This window comes from Salinicoccus kekensis (assembly GCF_900220995.1).
Taxonomy (GTDB): domain Bacteria; phylum Bacillota; class Bacilli; order Staphylococcales; family Salinicoccaceae; genus Lacicoccus; species Lacicoccus kekensis.
Window position 1 is genome coordinate 151,541 of sequence record NZ_OBQF01000003.1, and the last position, 17,271, is coordinate 168,811.

A 17,271-nucleotide genomic window follows, 5' to 3' on the forward strand; every position below is an offset into this window, starting at 1 on the left:
GGAGGTGCTGTAATTGGATAAAAAAGTGATTTATTTCATATGTACCGGCAATTCATGCCGCTCGCAGATGGCGGAAGGCTGGGGGAAGGAAACACTCGGTGAGGACTTTGAAGTCTATTCCGCGGGGATAGAGACGCACGGGGTGAACCCGAAAGCGGTCGAGGCGATGGCTGAAGTGGGCATCGACATCTCCACCCAGACTTCGGATCTGATAGACAATGACATTTTAAGGCGCTCGGATCTGGTGGTGACATTGTGCAGCGACGCTGATGACAACTGCCCGGTGATCCCTGAAGGTGTGAATAAAGAACACTGGCCGTTCGATGACCCGGCAGGCAGGGACTGGACGGAATTCCAGAGGGTCCGGGATGAAATTGGCGGGAGGATCAGGGAATATAAAAGGACTTTCTAAAAGAAAGTCCTTTTTTGCTGCAGATCATTAAAACCAGACGATGTAGACGATGATGGATGTCGTGACCATGGTGAGCAGGACGAGCGGCGCCCCGATTTTGATATAGTCACTGAATTTGTAACCACCGGGCCCGTAGACGATCAGGTTCGTCTGGTAACCGATCGGTGTGATGAAACTGCATGAAGCGGCGACGGCAATCGTCACGATGAAGCCCATATAGTCGACATTGAGCTGGTCCGCCATCTCAAAAGCGATCGGGAACATCAAGACTGCAGCGGCGCTGTTGGTGATGAGCTCTGTGAATATGTTTGTAGCGATATAAATGATGAAAACAACGCCTATGATGCCGAGCGGCTGTGCGATTGCCAGCATGTTCTCCGCAAGGAATTGGGCGAGCCCTGAGGCGGTCATTGCCGCCCCGATGGCGAAGGCGCTCGCAATCAATAGAAGGACGTCGAATTGAATGTAATTGAGTATCTCCCGCCAATTGATCAGGCGTGTGACCACGAGCAGTATGACCGCAATCAGCATGGCCTCGAACATCGACAGGAATCCTAAAGTCACCGACAGGATCATGACCAGTAAAAGTCCGAGTGCCAAAAATCCTTTCAGGTTATTCTGCTTAAGCTGTTCCGGCGGATTGACGGTATATACGACATAAAAGTCCTGGGAGTGCTGATGGCGTTGGACGAATTCATCGTCGGCGAGCAGCAGCAGGGTGTCCCCGGGCTTCAATATGATGTCACCGACCCGGCTGTTGATGCGCTGATTGTTGCGGTGGACGGCAATGACTCCCGCATCATGTGTGGATCTGAACTCCGAGTCCCTGATCGTTTTGCCGACCAGGCTCGAGTTATGTGAAATCACCGCTTCCACCAGATGATGGTTTTCATTTTGCAGGACATCAAGACTTTTATCCGTTCCGGTTTCAAGTGATATGCCCTTAAGCTTTTCAATGATCGCTATCCTGTTGAGGGAAGCGGAGAAGATGATATGGTCACCTTTACGGATGTATGTCGAGGCTCCAACCGGTTCCACCCTCCCGCCATCTTCCCTGATGATTTCAATAATATAAACACCTTCAAAAGAGTTTCTGGAGGCGGTGAGGATCGTCTCATCGATATGTTCAAAACTGTCCTGGATCCTCGCCTCGGCCAGAAATTCCTTCGCTTCTTTCCTGATCGTATCCTCCGCGCCTAAATTATCCGGCAATAGTTTATATCCGATGGTCAGAATGTAAATTAGGCCGACAATAGCTATGGGCAGGCCGACGACGCTCAAAGTGAAGAATGAGAAGCCCTCCACTCCTGCATTGATCAAGAGACCGTGTACAATCAGGTTCGTGGATGTACCAATCAGTGTGATCGTACCGCCCAGGATCGTGGCATATGATAATGGGATCAATACTTTGGAGGGGGCGTAACCATTGTTCCTTGCCCAGTTCCGGAGTATCGGTGTCAGCGTGACGACGATCGGTGTATTGTTCAAGAACGCTGAAACAAGTGAAATGGGCGGCAGCAGCTTCACCATGGAGCCGCGCATCGACTTGGTCTCCCCGAGTATCCTGTAGATGAAATTCTCTATGATCCCGTGTTTTTGTATCGCGCCTGCAACGATGAACAGCAGCAATACAGTCAGCATCCCCTCATTGGAAAACCCGCTCAATGCCTGTTCGGTGGTTATCACACCACTGAGCAGGAAAATCACAAGAAATAAAAAAACAAGGAAATCCGCCCTTGCAACTTCAAAGAGAAGTGAGATAAGCATGAGCACAATCATAGCGGCCACAAAGACCATTTCCAGAGTCATGGATCCGCCCCCTTTATGAGTATGGATTGATATGAACATTTTAGCACAGAATTCAGGCGTCTAGTATCTTTATTCAAAATAATCAGAATCCATTTTAAGTGTTTAACAGCTGGCATAATAGTTAATGAGTTATATATGTGGATTTTTAGGCGGTGAAGCCGATTCATTCGATTGACGGGGGTTACTATTTATACTATAGTGTGTCGTACCAAGCGTGAATCAAATGATTTCGAGCTATTTTCAAGGAGGAGTTCTATTAGAGAAGGAGGCATTTAAATGATCATACAAGTGATTCAGCATGACCCGCTTTTACCGCTGGGTTATATCCAAGACTGGGCAAATGAAAATGATTATGAAGTGAAGACTGCCAAAATTTATGAAGGTGAACCGCTGCCGGTGGATGAAACATTCGATCTGCTCGTTGTACTGGGCGGACGCCAGACGGCATATGAAATTGATAACTACCCTTTTGTAGCCGAAGAGGCAGAGTGGTTGAGGAAACTTGTTGATGAGAATCAGAGCATCCTGGCAATCTGTTTGGGTGCTCAAATTTTATCGACGGCACTCGGCGGCGAGGTCCGGCGGATGGCACATATGGAGATCGGCTGGCATACCATATATGAGGTGGAAGAAGCCAGACAGCATCCGTTGCTGAAAGGACTGCCGGAGGAGATCCGCCTCTTCCAGCACCATCAGGATTTCTTCTCCATTCCGGAGCGTGCTGAAAAGGTATATTACAATCAAAACTGCAACAACCAGGGCTTCGTTGTGAATGACAATATCCTGGCAGTGCAGTTCCACCCGGAAATCACCCCGGTGGGCATTGAAGAATTTTTAGCCAAGGACCAGATTTATGAGCCGGATGAAGAAGTGCTCGTCCAGACCGAAAAACAAATCATCAATGATGAAAAATTTGAAGATGGACGCGAGTATCTCTACAGCCTGATGGAAAACTACAAGGCTGTGATCAAGCAGCCTGTGCCCGAGGCACATGAGGTTTAATATAAAATGAAGAAGAGCTGGATTCCGGAGAGGATCCAGCTTTTTTTATTGGTCTTAAAGAAGACGATCAGCGGGGGGGAGGGGCCCGATTTTTGAATCCACAAGATACAATAATTCAGAATTGCTCAAAATGTCAAAAAGAGCCGGTATAAAATTACAAAAATATGGTACGCTTGAAGTGAATCGGGAATGGCCATCATTTATAAAAGGCGGGATCATAATCAATATTTTCAAGTGGGCCAATAATCACAGGGAACTTACGAACACGGTCTTCAGCGGCATTTTAATCATCCTGGGCTTGATTTTCACGTGGAACAATATGGAGACTGCCGCTTCTCTCACCTTCATCTTTGCCTTTCTGATCGGCGGGTACTACAGTGCGAAATCAGGACTGATAGAGCTGTTCCGTGATAAGCATCTGAATGTCGACGTCTTGATGATACTTGCTGCTGTCGGAGCCTCTTTGATCGGCTATTGGATGGAAGCTGCATTATTGATATTCATATTCTCCCTTGCCGGATCTCTGGAGGCCATGGCACGGGAAAGAAGCCGTAATGCAATATCCGAACTGATGAATCTGACCCCGGAGGAAGCCCGCAGATACAATGCGGATGGGGGAATCGATGTGGTACCGACAAAAGAATTGAAAATAGGAGATATTCTCCAGGTCCCCCGCGGGGCGACGATACCGATCGACGGTACACTGACCGCGGACTTCGGAGTGATAAACGAAGCGAGCGTGACCGGGGAATCCGTGCCTGTTGAGAAGGCCAGAGGCACAGAAGTGATCGGCGGCACCATCAATGAGGGAGAGCTGATTGATATTGAGGTGGCTGCCGAGGATGAGGATACTTTATTCTCCAAGATCGTCCGGCTTGTGGACGAAGCCCAGTCCAAGCCTTCCAGGACCGCGGGTTTCATCGAGGGAATCGAGGATACTTACGTCAAAGCGGTACTGCTCGGTGTGCCGCTCTTCATCCTGGCTGTCTACATTTTCCTCGGCTGGTCGATGGAAGAGTCATTCTACAGGGGGATGGTGCTCCTCACGGTCGCTTCCCCATGTGCGCTTGTCGCGAGTGCGGCTCCTGCGACACTTTCCGCGATCAGCAGGGCCGCCAAAAAAGGCATGGTGTTCAAGGGCGGCCAGGCCATCGATAACGTCAATCAGCTGAAAGCGATCATTTTTGATAAGACCGGGACGCTGACGGTCGGGAAACCTGAAGTCGTTGATGCCGCCTATGTGAATGAAGATGTGAGGAACATGGTGGATGAAGTGGTGAAAGCTGCTGAATTCGGCTCTACACATCCCATTGCAAGTGCAATCCTGAGGTATCTTGAAGAGACGCAGAAGATAGAAGTGGATGATATTGCCGATATTACGGGTAAAGGATTTGCAGTCACGCACAATGGTGACGTATGGAAAATCGGCAAGAGGACATATGCGACTGAAAACGCCGGCCTCAGTGCAGCCATTTCAAATAAGACCGAAATGCTCGAAGAACAGGGCAACACCGTAATATTCGTCTCAAGGAATGAAGAAGTCCTTGCCTACTACTCACTGGAAGATCGGCTTAAGCCGGAAAGCCGGATGGCAATCGAACGGTTGAACAATATGGGAATCCAGACCATCATGGTCAGCGGCGACAACCTGCGAACGGCTGAACATATCGCTGCGAAGGTGGGCATTAAAGAAGTGCATGCGAACCATATGCCTGATGAAAAGACGGAACGGCTCGAAGAGCTGCGTGAAAAATACGGCACGGTCGGTATGGTCGGCGACGGCATCAATGATGCGCCCGCCCTCGCACTTGCCGATGTGGGCTTCGCAATGGGCAGCGGCACCGATATCGCAATGGAGACGGCGGATGTCGTGCTGGTCCAGGATGACTTGAAGCAGATACCTTTTGCGCTCGGGCTGTCGAGGAAGATGAAGAATATCATCGTCTTCAACATCGTCTTTGCCCTGTCCGTCGTAATACTCTTGATTTTTGCAAACATCCTCCAGGTCATCAACCTGCCGATCGGCGTACTTGGACATGAAGGGTCAACGATCCTCGTGATACTGAACGGCCTCAGACTGTTGAATTACAAAGACCGCATCCACGGTGAGGGCGTGGGGGATGTGAGCGTTTCCGGCCGGATGGAACCTGAGACATGATAAGATGAATGTGAGAAAACAATAAAGTCATAAGGAGAGATTTCATGGCAAAGTTACAGGATAAAGTTACAGTGATCACCGGCGGGATTTCAGGCATCGGCAAAGCTTCCGCCGAGCTTTTTGCAGAGGAAGGCGCCAAACTGGTACTTGTCGACCTTGATGAGTCGAAAGGCCAGGAAGTCGTGTCTGAATTGGAAGGAAAAGGCTACGAAGCGATATTCGTCCAGGCTGATGTGACAAGCGAAGAAGATGCAAAAAATGTTTTCGCAAAAACGATCGAGAAATTCGGCCGGGTGGATGTATTGTTCAACAATGCCGGAATCGGTGCATCGAAGCCGACGCACGAAGTGACTTATGAAGAATACCGCAAGACGGTCAACGTCGACCTTGACGGTGTATTCCTATTTGCGCAGAACGCAATCAAGCAGATGCGCGAGCAGGAGAACGGCGGTGTCATCGTCAACACGGCCTCAATGTATGGATGGATCGGTGCAGCGGGATCGGCTGCATATAACGCGGCAAAAGGCGGCGTTGTGAACTTGACGAGATCACTCGGCATCGAATATGCAGCGGAGAACATCCGTGTCAATGCATTATGCCCGGGCTTCATAGATACACCGATCATACCTGAAGAGCAGAAAGAGCCGTTGAGGGAAATGACTCCGATGAAGCGCCTGGGAGAATCTGAAGAAATGGCGAAAGCCGCCCTCTTCCTTGCATCCGATGATTCAAGCTTCATGACAGGCAGCAGCCTCATCGTTGACGGCGGCGTCACTGCACAATAATTTATGTACTGCACATGACCGGGCTTCTGCCCGGTCTTTTTTGTCGAAATTCATTAAAGGCGGAATATTTGGTATAATCATCAGAAGATTACATAGAAAGAAGTCGGTATAATGTTTTCATTTAAAAAAATATTCGGCGAAAGGATCATCAAGACAGGCATTTCGACATTCATCACCGCTTTGATATGCATGTGGCTCAACCTGTCACCCATATTCGCCGTGATTACAGCGATAGTCACAATCGAGCCGACTGCCAAAGCCTCTTTGAAAAAAGCTTATGTACGATTTCCGGCATCAGTGATCGGTGCGTTCATTGCCGTGATGTCCCTTTATTTCTTTGGTGAGACGGCTCTGACCTATGCGCTTGCCGCCACCCTGACCATATGGATTACATACCGGCTGAAACTTTACGACGGCGTACTGGTCGCAGCGATTACAGCTGTCGCAATGATCCCCTCCATCCAGGACGAGTATGCATATCATTTCCTCACAAGACTTGCGACGACCACGATCGGACTCACGACAAGTACGGTGATCAACTACCTCATCCTGCCGCCCGAATATATCGACAGGATAAAGGGACTCGCCACGACATCGAAAAAGGACATCCAGCAGCTGTTCCACAAACGCGTGGAAGAATTGACCGACGGGAAGCTCCAATCCGCAAAATCGGATAAGAAATATAAGGAGATACAGAAGACCATGGCGGAAGCTGAGCAGCTGCTCCAGTACCAGCACGATGAGTACAGCTATCACCGTTCGAATGAAGAAGGTATGAGGCACTTGAATGACATCCGCAAAGAACTCCAATTTATCAAAATCTATTTGACCTATGTCGGCAACCTGATATATATCCCCCGCAATTTGAAAATGAAATTCAGTCCAAAAGAGCAGGAAGTGATGGAGAAAGTCCTTCCCCTGATCAAAGAGGACATGTCCGGGATGGATATCGAACACCCCGTACTTGAAGAACTGCATGAATGTATACTGGAACTTGATGAGGATGAGATATTCAAAGCCCATGTGCTCAATGAGATCATTATCCTATTCAGGACGTTGATCAACCATGACAGGACGACTGAAGTTACGAATAAAAAGGAGGCCTCTGTGTAGGCCGGTTGACCTGAAGAGTGCCGGAAGTTGCGAAATCCGGGCGTAAAATCGCAAGTTTCAGCCTGAACAGCGCCGGAAGTTGCGAAATCCGGGCGTAAAATCACAAGTTTCAGCCTGAACAGCGCCGGATGTTGCGAAATCCGGGTGCAGAATCGTAAGGTTCAGCTTGAATAGTGCTGGGAGTTGCGAAATCCGGGTGCAGAATCGCAAGGTTCAGCTTGAATAGTGCTGGGAGTTGCGAAATCCGGGTGCAGAATCGCAAGGTTCAGCCTGAAGAGTGCCGAAGGTTGCGGAATCTGGGCGTAGAATCGCAAGGTTCAGCCTGAACAGCACCGGAGGTTGCGAAATCCAGACGTAGAATCGCAAGGTTCAGCTTGAACAGCGCCGGAGGTCACGAAATACAGACGTAGAAGCGCAAGTTGCAGCATAAAAAAGCCGTCTCAGCTCTTCTTAAGCTGATACGGCTTTTCTTTAACAGTATTCGATCATTGCCCGCTTCCTGTCCGGATGTTTATCAAGCATGATCTGCTCCGGCGTTATCCCGGCTTTGCAGAGGATCCTGATATTTTCGGAGAGGAATTCATCACTGCCGACGATGTAGAACAGGCCTTCTTCATCTTCAGCGAGTCTTCTGACCCTGTCATAGTACTCCATCCGGTTGTCGAGGAATTCAGATAGGAACCGCTTCGTCTCGTCGGGCACGAAGAGGTCGGGATATAAATAATTCCTGGAAGAGTCGATGTTCACTGAATGGACTTTCGTTACTTTATCCGGATTATCGAAGAAATCCAGCACAAGCGGCCTGAAAGTCGCAAGTCCGACACCTGATGACAGCAGGTACACAGGTCTCTCTTCCCTTCTCAGCGGCACGTTGGAATGTGTCTTGAATAAAGCCACTTGACTGCCGATCGGCAGGTCATTCAGACGCTGCTTGAATTCAGAGCGCTGGGGTCTGATCCTTGTGGTGATGCCGATGGCTTTTTCACCCGGCAGTGTACATATCGACATATGACGGATCAAATGCCTGTTCGGCCGTTCTCCAGCATTGAACCCTTCCAGTGCGAGGTGGGTGTGGGCACCTTCTTCCCATGTGAAATCTTCAGGGCATTCCAGTATATACGTCTTCGTTTCCGGGGTTTCTTCTATCACATCAGCAATTTTCGTCCAATAGATTTTCATTTATCTCATGCTCCCAGTCAATAATATATTCATTATCCACTAATATACACCAACTGATAACGATTCTCAATTAATCCGTCCTGTAATGACAATGAAAGACCATGGACCGCCGGCCCATGGTCTTTCATACTCTTCATTTTTTTGAGAATAAAGCCGGAACTGCGATCGCGGCAACACTAAGGACACCTGTCCCTGCTGCGATTGCGGCGGTCTTCTTGAATGATCCCGACTTTTTGTTATCGACTTTCGAGTCATCTTTGGCCAACTCATAACCCTCGGCTTTGTCGCTCATCGTGGAAATGGAGTCCTCCACTTTGAACTTCTTCTTGAGATCGTCCGCATTCTCCCCAAATCCTTTCACGAACTGGGTGAGGACATTGATACCTTCAATGAACTGGGGATCTCTAATTGTTTTGACGAGGCCGAACCAGCCTTTGCCCCTGTTCCTGTATTCATATTCCGAAGCAATCTCCACACTGTTGTTCAGCTTCAATATGACGGGTTCGAGCTCAGACATGTTGATCCTGCCGAGCAGCTGGGTCATCAGCAAAGCATTTTTGATGGATTTGCTGGCACTGGTCGACTCGACTGCGGTCAGTATCCTGTAGAGTATATCATCACTTTCAGCGAGTCCGCCCTTCACCATATTCAACACTTCATGATCTTCAAGCTTATTTAAAATATCAAAGAGTTTCTCAAGCAGCTCGCGGTTTTCGACGAGCAGGTTTTCAAGTTCCTTTAAATCACGCTGGTGCTGCACTTCAGGGTCGATTTTCATCTTGTGTATGACTTTCGTCTGTTTCGCCATTATTTTTTCGACCTTCTTTCTTTGACCAGATCACCAGGGAAGATGTAGTCCTCGCGTGCCCATTTCTGTTCGACGCCGACACCGATCTGCGGCTGTGGATTGCCGTATCTGTGGTTGATTTTAGGCAGTGGACTCGTGCCCTTCTCCCCGAGCACTTCAAGCTTCGCTGAAGCCTCTTTATACGCCGGTGTATCCGTATCTTTATCTGCATAGGAGCTTGTGAGTTTGTTGATTGCACCTTCCCCCGAATCGTTCATCGGCAGATAGACCTGTTTGCCGTATACACGGTCGGTTACGAGCGCCTTAACTTTGACGCTGCCGTAAGGTGAAGTCAGACGCACGAATGAACCGTCTTCAATGCCGCGTTCCTCGGCCAGCTCATGCGACACTTCAAGGAACACTTCCGGAGTCTTCATCGTGATGCCTTCAGATTTGTAAGTCATATTGCCTTCGTGGAAATGTTCGAGCAGGCGGCCGTTGTTGACATGAATGTCATATTCCTCGCCGAACTCCACAGGCTCGGTCCATTCAACCGGATAGAACCGTGCTTTGCCGTCAGGGAACGGGAACCCTTCCGTGAACAGTAAAGGTGTGTCCGTACCGTCGGCGTTCACCGGCCACTGAAGGCTGTCGTAACCTTCCAGGCGGTCGTAGCTGACACCTGCGAACAGCGGTGCGAGTGATGCCGCCTCGTCCATGATTTCGGCCGGGTGTTCATAATTCCAACCTGCGCCGAGGCGATTGGCGACTTCCATTATGATCTGCCAGTCCGGCTTGCTGCCTTCAAGCGGTTCAAAAACCTGGTACAGTCGCTGGAATCTGCGCTCCGTATTAACGAAAGTGCCGTCTTTCTCAAAGCTTGGGCTCGCGGGCAGTACGACATCTGCAAACTCACATGTTTTCGAGAAGAAGATATCCTGGACGACGAAGAATTCAAGCTTTTCAAAGGCTGCCTGTACATAGTTGATGTTCGAGTCGACGATGCCCATTTCCTCGCCTTTCAAGTAGAGCATATCCAGGTTGCCGTCATGGATGTAATCGACCATTTCATGGTTGTTCAGTCCCGGTACTTTCGGCAGCTCAGTGCCCCATCCTTTTTCATAGCGGGCCCTCACTTCGTCATCGGTCACGAATTCATAACCTGGGAAGCGGTCCGGCATGCTGCCGAAGTCACTTGCGCCCTGGACGTTGTTGTGCCCGCGGAGCGGATATGCACCTGCGCCCGGCTTCATGTAGTTTCCTGTTGCGAGCAGCAGGTTGGAAATTGCCGTGCTCGTATCACTGCCGCCCTGTTTCTGTGTCACACCCATCGCCCATAAGATACATGTCGTTTTTGCCTTATGGATGGATTCTGCAATTTCAATCAGTTCATCTTTGGACATGCCGGTCATTTCCGAAGTGTAGTCCAAAGTGTATTTTTCAATTGTCTTGTAGTATTCATCAAAATCATTGACGTGCTCTGTGATGAATCTTTCATCATGCCAGCCCTGGTCGATGATATATTTGGTCACGCCGGACAGCCAAATCAGGTCTGTACTCGGATTAGGCTGGACGAAAAGGTCGGCTCTTGCCGCCAGTTCGTTTCTGCGCAAATCGCTGACGATCACTTTCTGTCCATGCAGCTTCTGGGCACGTTTCACGCGTGTTGCAAGCACCGGATGGGATTCTGCGGTGTTAGAGCCGATGGAAATCACCAGTTCAGACTGTGCAATATCCGTGATGCTTCCCGAGTCGCCGCCGTGCCCGACCGTCCTCCACAGTCCCATCGTCGCAGGGGACTGGCAGTATCTTGAACAGTTGTCGATGTTGTTGGTACCGACGACGCTGCGGGCCAGTTTCTGCATCAGATATGATTCTTCATTCGTACATTTTGATGACGATATGAATGCGAGCTTATCCGGACCTTTCTCCTTGATTTTATCTTTGAACTTGGACTCTATCAGGTCCAGAGCCTCTTCCCATGTCGATTCGACGAAGCTGTCGCCTTTCCGGATCAGGGGTTTGGTCAGCCTTTCTTCGCTGTTGACGAAATCCCAGCCGAATTTACCCTTCACACAGGTGGAGATGCCGTTTGCAGGCGCCTCTTCCCGCGGTTCGACTTTCAATATCTCGCGGCCCTTCGTCCATACATCGAATGAACATCCGACACCGCAGTAGGTACATACCGTCTTGGTCTTCTCGATGCGGTCCTCCCGCATCTCAGCTTCCACATCAGATACGACCATGAGGGAATTGTAGCCTGTTTCAACTTCTTTGGTGACATTGACGGCCGGTCTGAAGGAATCCTTCAGGAGGCCCGTCAGGTAACCGGCTTCCCCTTCCATTCCGACTTCCATCATCGCATTGCAAGGACATACCGTTGAACAGTGCCCGCAGTTGACGCATGAAGATTCATCGATTGTCGTGCCGTGATCCCAGATGACTTTCGGCCGTTCAAGCGTCCAGTCGATCAGCAATGTCTCATTGACCTGCAGATCCTGGCATGCTTCAACGCAGCGCCCACACAGTATGCACTGATCCGGATCGTAGCGGTAGAAAGCATTCCTCTGAATTTCATGGCCTTTCGGGCTGTGTGGCGACTCCTGATGATCTATACGCATTTCTTTGACTGTATTATGTATCTCACAGTTGCCGTTATTAAAGTCACACACCGTACAATAGAGTTCATGGTTGCCCATCACCCGGTCCATTGCGATCAGCTGGGCTTCGTGCACTTCACTTCCGTAAGTTTCAACAACATCACCGTTTTTCAATTCCGTTGAACATGAACGTACAAACTCTCCGTTGACCTTCACTATACATGTATCACACGTTTCGATTGCGCCGAGACTCGGATGGTAACATAAGCTGGGTATGTCGATATCTTTGGATTCAAGATACTTCAGCAGGCTCGCCTGTTTGGGTGCAGTGACATCCATGCCGTTCAACGTGATCTCCACTGTATCTGTTCCGACTTGTGCCATAATATTAAACCCCTTTCATACAGTTTGATATGCATCTTCCCCCATAGATGTAATATGAAACATATTTTGATTATTTGAATAATTGTATCAGAAAAAAATATGTGGCCAAAAGAGGGAAATCCCTGTAAACTTTTAAATTAATCCCAAAATTAAGATAAATGACATGGCAGTGGGTTATGGTATGACCTTCTCTTATCCGGTATAGTCGGAGTAGATGCTGTTTGAAAGCCCGGTTTTAAGAGAATGATTAAGTTAAAAGAAGTGGATGGAGGGGATGGACAGTGATTGAATTTAAAAATGTCTCAAAAAAGTACGGGGAAGATTACGCCGTGGAGGACGTCAATTTCAAAGTGGAAGAGGGAGAATTCTTTGTGATCATCGGTCCGTCAGGATGCGGGAAGACGACCACACTTAAGATGATCAACCGGCTCATACCACTCACTGAGGGCTACATATATTTCAAAGAGCAGCCGATCAGTGAGTTCCCGCTTTATGAAATGCGCTGGGACATCGGTTATGTACTCCAGCAGATTGCACTGTTTCCACATATGACGATCAAGGAAAATATTGCACAGGTGCCGGAAATGAAAGGCTGGAAAAATAAAGAGATCGATGCGCGCATCGACGAACTGTTGGAAATGGTGGACCTTGAACCTGGGAAATTCCGCAACCGTCTGCCGGGCGAACTCTCTGGAGGCCAGAAGCAGCGCATCGGCGTGCTGCGGGCACTTGCTGCGGATCCGCCGGTCATACTGATGGATGAGCCTTTCAGCGCCCTGGATCCAATCAGTCGTGAAAGCCTTCAGGATGATCTGATTGAACTGCAGAAGAAGATCAAAAAGACAGTGGTTTTCGTCACCCATGACATACAAGAGGCTTTGAAAATGGGGGACCGGATCTGCCTCCTCAATAAAGGGCGCGTGGAGCAGATCGGGACACCGGAAGAATTCCTGACCAGTCCCAAAAATGATTTCGTGCGTGATTTCATCGGGGATGTCGACGGTTACTTGATGAAGCAGGCGACTGCCGGGGATATCGTGAAAAACTTACCGGCATTGTATGAAGTTCCTGCATCTGACTCACCTGAAGTGGTTCAGGAGACGGACATCAATACCCTGTTCAAATATTTCAGCACTCATGACACGGTCATCGTCGCCGGTGAAGATGGGCCTAAACCGCTCAGCCGGCAGGACCTGTTCAAGTATCTATCCAAAAATGAAAGTGGTGATGTGCGATGAATCATCTGCTTTCGACACTGGATTCCAGGAGAGGTGACCTGTTTGCCGCTTTCGTAGAACATATACAGCTCTCTTTTATAGCATTACTGATCGCAGCGGTGATCGGTATACCGCTCGGCATATTGCTGACAAAGACCAAAAAAATTTCTGAAGTGGTGATCAATATCGCAGCAGTGATGCAGACGATACCATCACTTGCACTGCTCGGGCTCATGATACCGCTGTTCGGCATCGGCACACTGCCTGCAATCATCGCCCTGGTAATATACGCTTTGCTGCCGATACTCAGAAATACTTACACAGGCATCGATGAAGTCGATGACTCCCTGGTCGAAGCGGCGAAAGGGATCGGCATGAAACCTGCGAGACGCCTCTTTAAAGTGGAGCTTCCTCTTGCGATGCCGATCATCATGGCCGGGGTGAGGACGGCGATGGTGCTCATCATCGGGACGGCGACACTTGCAGCCTTGATCGGTGCCGGCGGACTGGGTGATTTGATACTGCTCGGCATCGACAGGAATAATGCGTCGCTCATCATCATCGGGGCGATTCCGGCAGCCCTGCTTGCGATATTCTTTGATATATTGCTCCGTATACTGCAGAGACTGTCCTATAAAAAAATGCTCATCACGCTCGGCTCGATCCTTCTCGTGCTGCTGCTGATCGCTGTAGCCCCGCTCCTTGCAGGACGCGGAGACAGCATCACAGTGGCAGGTAAGCTCGGTGTGGAACCTTCCATCATCACGAACATGTACAAAATCCTGATAGAGGAAGAGACGGATCACATCGTTGATGTGGAAGACGGCTTAGGCAGAACCACTTTTGTATTCAGTGCACTGCAGTCTGATGATATCGACGGTTATCTGGAGTTCACCGGGACGGTGCTTGGAGAGATCACCCGGGAAGAACTCGAGTCACGTGAGGAGGAGGAAGTGTACGAACAGGCCAGGACGAGCCTCGAAGAGGAGTACGATATGACACTGCTTGAGCCGATGGCTTTCAATAATACGTATACGCTCGCAGTCAAAGAGGAATTTGCAGAAGAACACGGACTTGAAACAATCAGCGATCTGCAGGCTATAGAAGATGAAATCAGTGCAGGCTTCACGCTTGAGTTCAACGACCGGGAAGAAGACGGCTACCCTGCCATCCAGGAAGTGTACGGGCTTGAGTTCGGCGATGTCAGCACGATGGAACCGGCTCTCAGATACCAGGCGATCGAGTCAGGGGATATCGACCTGCTCGATGCCTACTCGACGGATGCAGAGCTTGAACAGTTCGGGATGGTCATACTCGAAGATGATGAAAATGTATTCCCGCCTTATAATGGTGCCCCGATGTTCAAGATTTCATTCTTGGAAGAACATCCGGAAATCATAGAACCGCTCAACAGGCTGGGAGGACAGATCACCGATGAAGAGATGCAGCAGATGAACTACCAGGTGAGCGTCGAAGATGCAGATCCTTATGAAGTGGCGGAAACTTATCTGCTGGAAGCAGGACTCATCAGTGAGTGATTTTGATAAAAAACCTTCTTGATTGAAGGTTTTTTATTTTTTTATAAATAAAGGTTTACAAATTACATATATGGTTATATAGTTATATATAGAAGTATATAGTAGTGGTGAGGAGGGGCCGATTTGAATGGAAAATTGAATGAGAGGAAGCCGATTTTTGAACAGATCAAAGATTGGATCAGCGACCAGATCATTGATGAAACATTGGATGATCACGATAAGATCCCTTCAACGAATGAAATGGTCGAGTTCTTCAAAGTGAATCATCTGACTGTGGCGAAGGGGGTCAACCAGCTTGTGGACCAGGGCGTAATTTATAAGAAGAGAGGTGTCGGCATGTTTGTGGCGGAAGATGCAAGAAATACACTGCTGACGGAGCGTAAACAGAAGTTCAAAGGTGAGTACGTCAAACCGATGATAGAAGAAATGATGAAACTCGGACTGACGGAAAAAGATTTGGATCAGCTGATTGAAGAGGTAAAGGAGGATGGAAATGGTGAACGTTGAATTCAGGGATGTCGATTTGAGGATAAGGAAAGAAGTCATTTTACAGGATGTCAATCTGACTTTCGAGCCGGGGAAAATCTACGGGCTTCTTGGCAGGAACGGTGCAGGCAAAACGACACTGCTCTCGCTGATTGCCACATACCGTAAAGTGACGAGCGGCACTTTGACCGTGGCGGGTGAAAATCCATATGAAAATGAGGACATCATGCCCCTTGTCGATTTTCTGCATCAGGAGGATTACAGTGAGGAATCGACGACGGTTGAGGATTACCTGAAGTTATCTAAGAGATATAAATCTTCTTTTGACACCGATTATGCCCTCTCCCTCCTTGATGAATACAATATCAATCTGAAAAAGCAGATGATGGAGCTCTCAAGGGGACAGCAGGCTGCAGTGGATGCGTCCCTGGGACTTGCGACGATGTCACCGGTCGTACTGTTCGACGAAGTGACGAACGGCATGGACGCACCTTCCAGGGAAAAATTCTACAGCCAGGTGCTCAACGCAAAAAACAGGGAGAACAGGATCATCGTCCTGTCGACGCATATCGTCTCTGAAATGGACTACCTGTTTGATGAAGTCATCATCATCCATCACGGCAAAGTGCTTGTCGATGAACCGGTGGATGAATTTTTGGAGCGGGGTTATCAGGTGACGGGAAATGCATCCGATATTGATGCGTATTCAAAAGATAAGCGGGTCGTCAAAGCCAGGACACTCGGACCGACGAAAGCGGCTGCGATATTGGGCAGGCTCTCGGATGAGGATGCATCATTGATGGAAGAAATGAACCTCACCTACTCGGTGATGAGGATGCAGGATCTGTTTATAAACATGACTGAAGACAGATCCGGGAAGGAGCACACTCATGAACAACAATAGAGTTAAAAATGGAACAATGGACTTGTCGTACATCAGTCTGATTGGTGCACTCTGGTATATACCAATATTTACGGTGATTTATATAGGGATTTTCCTAATATTCGGGTCCGGGGAATTGGATAACCTCTCCTATATGTCGGTAGGCCTCAACTCAAACAGGATATTCATGCTGGTGATGGGAATCATCATCGGAGGTGGCTTTATAAAATGGGCCATCGGACTGGGAGTGACCAGAAAACAGTTTCATAAGGCAAACATCTATTCCGGTGCGATGATGTCGGTGGCACTGACGATTACGATGATCGTACTCGGCTTGATCATCGGACTCCTGCCATTTGTGGGCACGGAAAATATACAGCATAACCTGGATATGCATCCGGTGATGAATTTGATCACTGTGGCGTTGCAGGTATATCTGGCATATTTAGCCGGGTCACTGATCGGCATCGGATTCTATAAGAATGGATGGTTCGGGGCACTGGCCATCGTCATCACTGTCGTATGTAATTTCCTTTCCGAAGCTCTCGACCCATTTCTGGTCAATGCTCTCGGGTTGGCAGAAGGTGCGGGCATCCTTATAACGGTGATTGCAGTAATCATCGTCCTCATCATAGTAAACCGTTACTTCATCAAAGATATCGCGATAAAAATATGATGATTCAAAGAAGCAGGGGGAGCTAAAAGGCTCCTCCTGCTTTCTGAATCGTATAAGTTGTTGATTTACCGGGAGTAATGCGATTTGAGGGTGCATATTCGTATAAGTCCTCGATTTCCTGGGAGTAATGCGATTTGAGGCCGTGTAATCGTATAAGTCGTTGATTTATCGGGATTAATGCGATTTGAGCTCCTCGAAACGTATAAACCCCCTCACTTATTAAGAGATATACGAATCACAAA

The 17,271-nt window shown here is 48.7% G+C and carries 14 protein-coding genes; 10 read left to right on the top strand and 4 right to left on the bottom strand.

Annotation, left to right across the window (positions count from 1 at the left end; all coding sequences use genetic code 11):
* Nucleotides 1–13: 13 nt before the first annotated feature.
* Nucleotides 14–412 (top strand): arsenate reductase (thioredoxin), encoded by a 399-nt coding sequence (gene arsC, locus CRN96_RS07275; protein ID WP_097040652.1) that lies wholly within the window; start codon nt 14–16, stop codon nt 410–412.
* A 27-nt stretch (nt 413–439) separates the two neighbouring features.
* Here arsC and CRN96_RS07280 read toward each other — a convergent pair whose 3' ends face one another.
* Nucleotides 440–2,221: an SLC13 family permease gene (locus tag CRN96_RS07280; protein ID WP_097040654.1), complete on the bottom strand. Its 1,782-nt coding sequence runs from the start codon at nt 2,219–2,221 to the stop codon at nt 440–442.
* Nucleotides 2,222–2,497: 276 nt separating this feature from the next.
* On the opposite strand from CRN96_RS07280, the gene CRN96_RS07285 reads away from it, so the two are divergent.
* The 4 genes from CRN96_RS07285 to CRN96_RS07300 all read left to right on the top strand — a co-directional run bounded on the left by CRN96_RS07285 (nt 2,498) and on the right by CRN96_RS07300 (nt 7,279).
* Entirely contained in the window at nt 2,498–3,223 is a 726-nt protein-coding gene (locus tag CRN96_RS07285) for a type 1 glutamine amidotransferase (RefSeq protein ID WP_097040656.1), read from the top strand.
* A gap of 130 nt (nt 3,224–3,353) precedes the next feature.
* Complete coding sequence (locus tag CRN96_RS07290; RefSeq protein WP_097040658.1) at nt 3,354–5,381, top strand: heavy metal translocating P-type ATPase; 2,028 nt, start codon at nt 3,354–3,356, stop codon at nt 5,379–5,381.
* 44 nt (nt 5,382–5,425) lie between these two features.
* Nucleotides 5,426–6,166, top strand: coding sequence for an SDR family NAD(P)-dependent oxidoreductase (locus CRN96_RS07295; RefSeq protein ID WP_097040659.1), 741 nt, complete (start codon nt 5,426–5,428; stop codon nt 6,164–6,166).
* A 111-nt stretch (nt 6,167–6,277) separates the two neighbouring features.
* Nucleotides 6,278–7,279, top strand: a complete 1,002-nt coding sequence (locus CRN96_RS07300) for an FUSC family protein (RefSeq protein ID WP_097040661.1) — start codon at nt 6,278–6,280, stop codon at nt 7,277–7,279.
* A gap of 471 nt (nt 7,280–7,750) precedes the next feature.
* Here the strand turns inward: CRN96_RS07300 and CRN96_RS07305 are convergent, their stop codons facing one another.
* The 3 genes from CRN96_RS07305 to fdhF all read right to left on the bottom strand — a co-directional run bounded on the left by CRN96_RS07305 (nt 7,751) and on the right by fdhF (nt 12,229).
* A complete protein-coding gene (locus tag CRN96_RS07305; RefSeq protein WP_097040663.1) occupies nt 7,751–8,458 on the bottom strand; it encodes a ferredoxin reductase domain-containing protein in 708 nt (235 codons plus the stop codon).
* Between the two features lie 133 nt (nt 8,459–8,591).
* Nucleotides 8,592–9,266, bottom strand: coding sequence for a helical membrane plugin domain-containing protein (locus tag CRN96_RS07310; protein ID WP_097040665.1), 675 nt, complete (start codon nt 9,264–9,266; stop codon nt 8,592–8,594).
* Nucleotides 9,266–12,229, bottom strand: coding sequence for a formate dehydrogenase subunit alpha (fdhF, locus tag CRN96_RS07315; RefSeq protein WP_097040667.1), 2,964 nt, complete (start codon nt 12,227–12,229; stop codon nt 9,266–9,268). The genes CRN96_RS07310 and fdhF overlap by 1 nt, the downstream gene beginning before the upstream one ends.
* A 281-nt stretch (nt 12,230–12,510) precedes the next feature.
* Here fdhF and CRN96_RS07320 point away from each other — a divergent pair, with 281 nt between their 5' ends.
* From CRN96_RS07320 to CRN96_RS07340, 5 genes are all read left to right on the top strand, one after another.
* Nucleotides 12,511–13,467 carry an ABC transporter ATP-binding protein gene (locus CRN96_RS07320; protein WP_097040669.1) on the top strand — a complete coding sequence of 319 codons (957 nt, stop codon included), beginning with the start codon at nt 12,511–12,513 and terminating at the stop codon, nt 13,465–13,467.
* The gene (locus tag CRN96_RS07325; RefSeq protein ID WP_097040671.1) at nt 13,464–14,984 is read left to right on the top strand and encodes an ABC transporter permease/substrate-binding protein; all 1,521 of its coding nucleotides are present in this window, start codon (nt 13,464–13,466) and stop codon (nt 14,982–14,984) included. Before CRN96_RS07320 ends, CRN96_RS07325 begins: the two co-directional genes overlap by 4 nt.
* Nucleotides 14,985–15,107: 123 nt before the next feature.
* Nucleotides 15,108–15,491, top strand: a complete 384-nt coding sequence (locus tag CRN96_RS07330; RefSeq protein WP_097040673.1) for a GntR family transcriptional regulator — start codon at nt 15,108–15,110, stop codon at nt 15,489–15,491.
* A complete protein-coding gene (locus CRN96_RS07335; RefSeq protein ID WP_245844584.1) occupies nt 15,478–16,374 on the top strand; it encodes an ATP-binding cassette domain-containing protein in 897 nt (298 codons plus the stop codon). The genes CRN96_RS07330 and CRN96_RS07335 overlap by 14 nt, the downstream gene beginning before the upstream one ends.
* Nucleotides 16,361–17,029 carry a hypothetical protein gene (locus CRN96_RS07340; protein WP_143544300.1) on the top strand — a complete coding sequence of 223 codons (669 nt, stop codon included), beginning with the start codon at nt 16,361–16,363 and terminating at the stop codon, nt 17,027–17,029. Before CRN96_RS07335 ends, CRN96_RS07340 begins: the two co-directional genes overlap by 14 nt.
* Nucleotides 17,030–17,271: the final 242 nt, after the last annotated feature.

Excerpts from the sequence above, each read along its gene's own strand:
- fdhF (WP_097040667.1), bottom strand. The coding sequence starts at position 12,229 with ATGGCACAAGTCGGAACAGATACAGTGGAGATCACGTTGAACGGCATG.
- CRN96_RS07280 (WP_097040654.1), bottom strand. The coding sequence starts at position 2,221 with ATGACTCTGGAAATGGTCTTTGTGGCCGCTATGATTGTGCTCATGCTT.
- CRN96_RS07335 (WP_245844584.1), top strand. The coding sequence starts at position 15,478 with ATGGTGAACGTTGAATTCAGGGATGTCGATTTGAGGATAAGGAAAGAA.
- CRN96_RS07325 (WP_097040671.1), top strand. The coding sequence starts at position 13,464 with ATGAATCATCTGCTTTCGACACTGGATTCCAGGAGAGGTGACCTGTTT.
- CRN96_RS07295 (WP_097040659.1), top strand. The coding sequence starts at position 5,426 with ATGGCAAAGTTACAGGATAAAGTTACAGTGATCACCGGCGGGATTTCA.
- CRN96_RS07310 (WP_097040665.1), bottom strand. The coding sequence starts at position 9,266 with ATGGCGAAACAGACGAAAGTCATACACAAGATGAAAATCGACCCTGAA.
- CRN96_RS07305 (WP_097040663.1), bottom strand. The coding sequence starts at position 8,458 with ATGAAAATCTATTGGACGAAAATTGCTGATGTGATAGAAGAAACCCCG.
- CRN96_RS07340 (WP_143544300.1), top strand. The coding sequence starts at position 16,361 with ATGAACAACAATAGAGTTAAAAATGGAACAATGGACTTGTCGTACATC.
- CRN96_RS07285 (WP_097040656.1), top strand. The coding sequence starts at position 2,498 with ATGATCATACAAGTGATTCAGCATGACCCGCTTTTACCGCTGGGTTAT.
- CRN96_RS07290 (WP_097040658.1), top strand. The coding sequence starts at position 3,354 with ATGTCAAAAAGAGCCGGTATAAAATTACAAAAATATGGTACGCTTGAA.
- CRN96_RS07300 (WP_097040661.1), top strand. The coding sequence starts at position 6,278 with ATGTTTTCATTTAAAAAAATATTCGGCGAAAGGATCATCAAGACAGGC.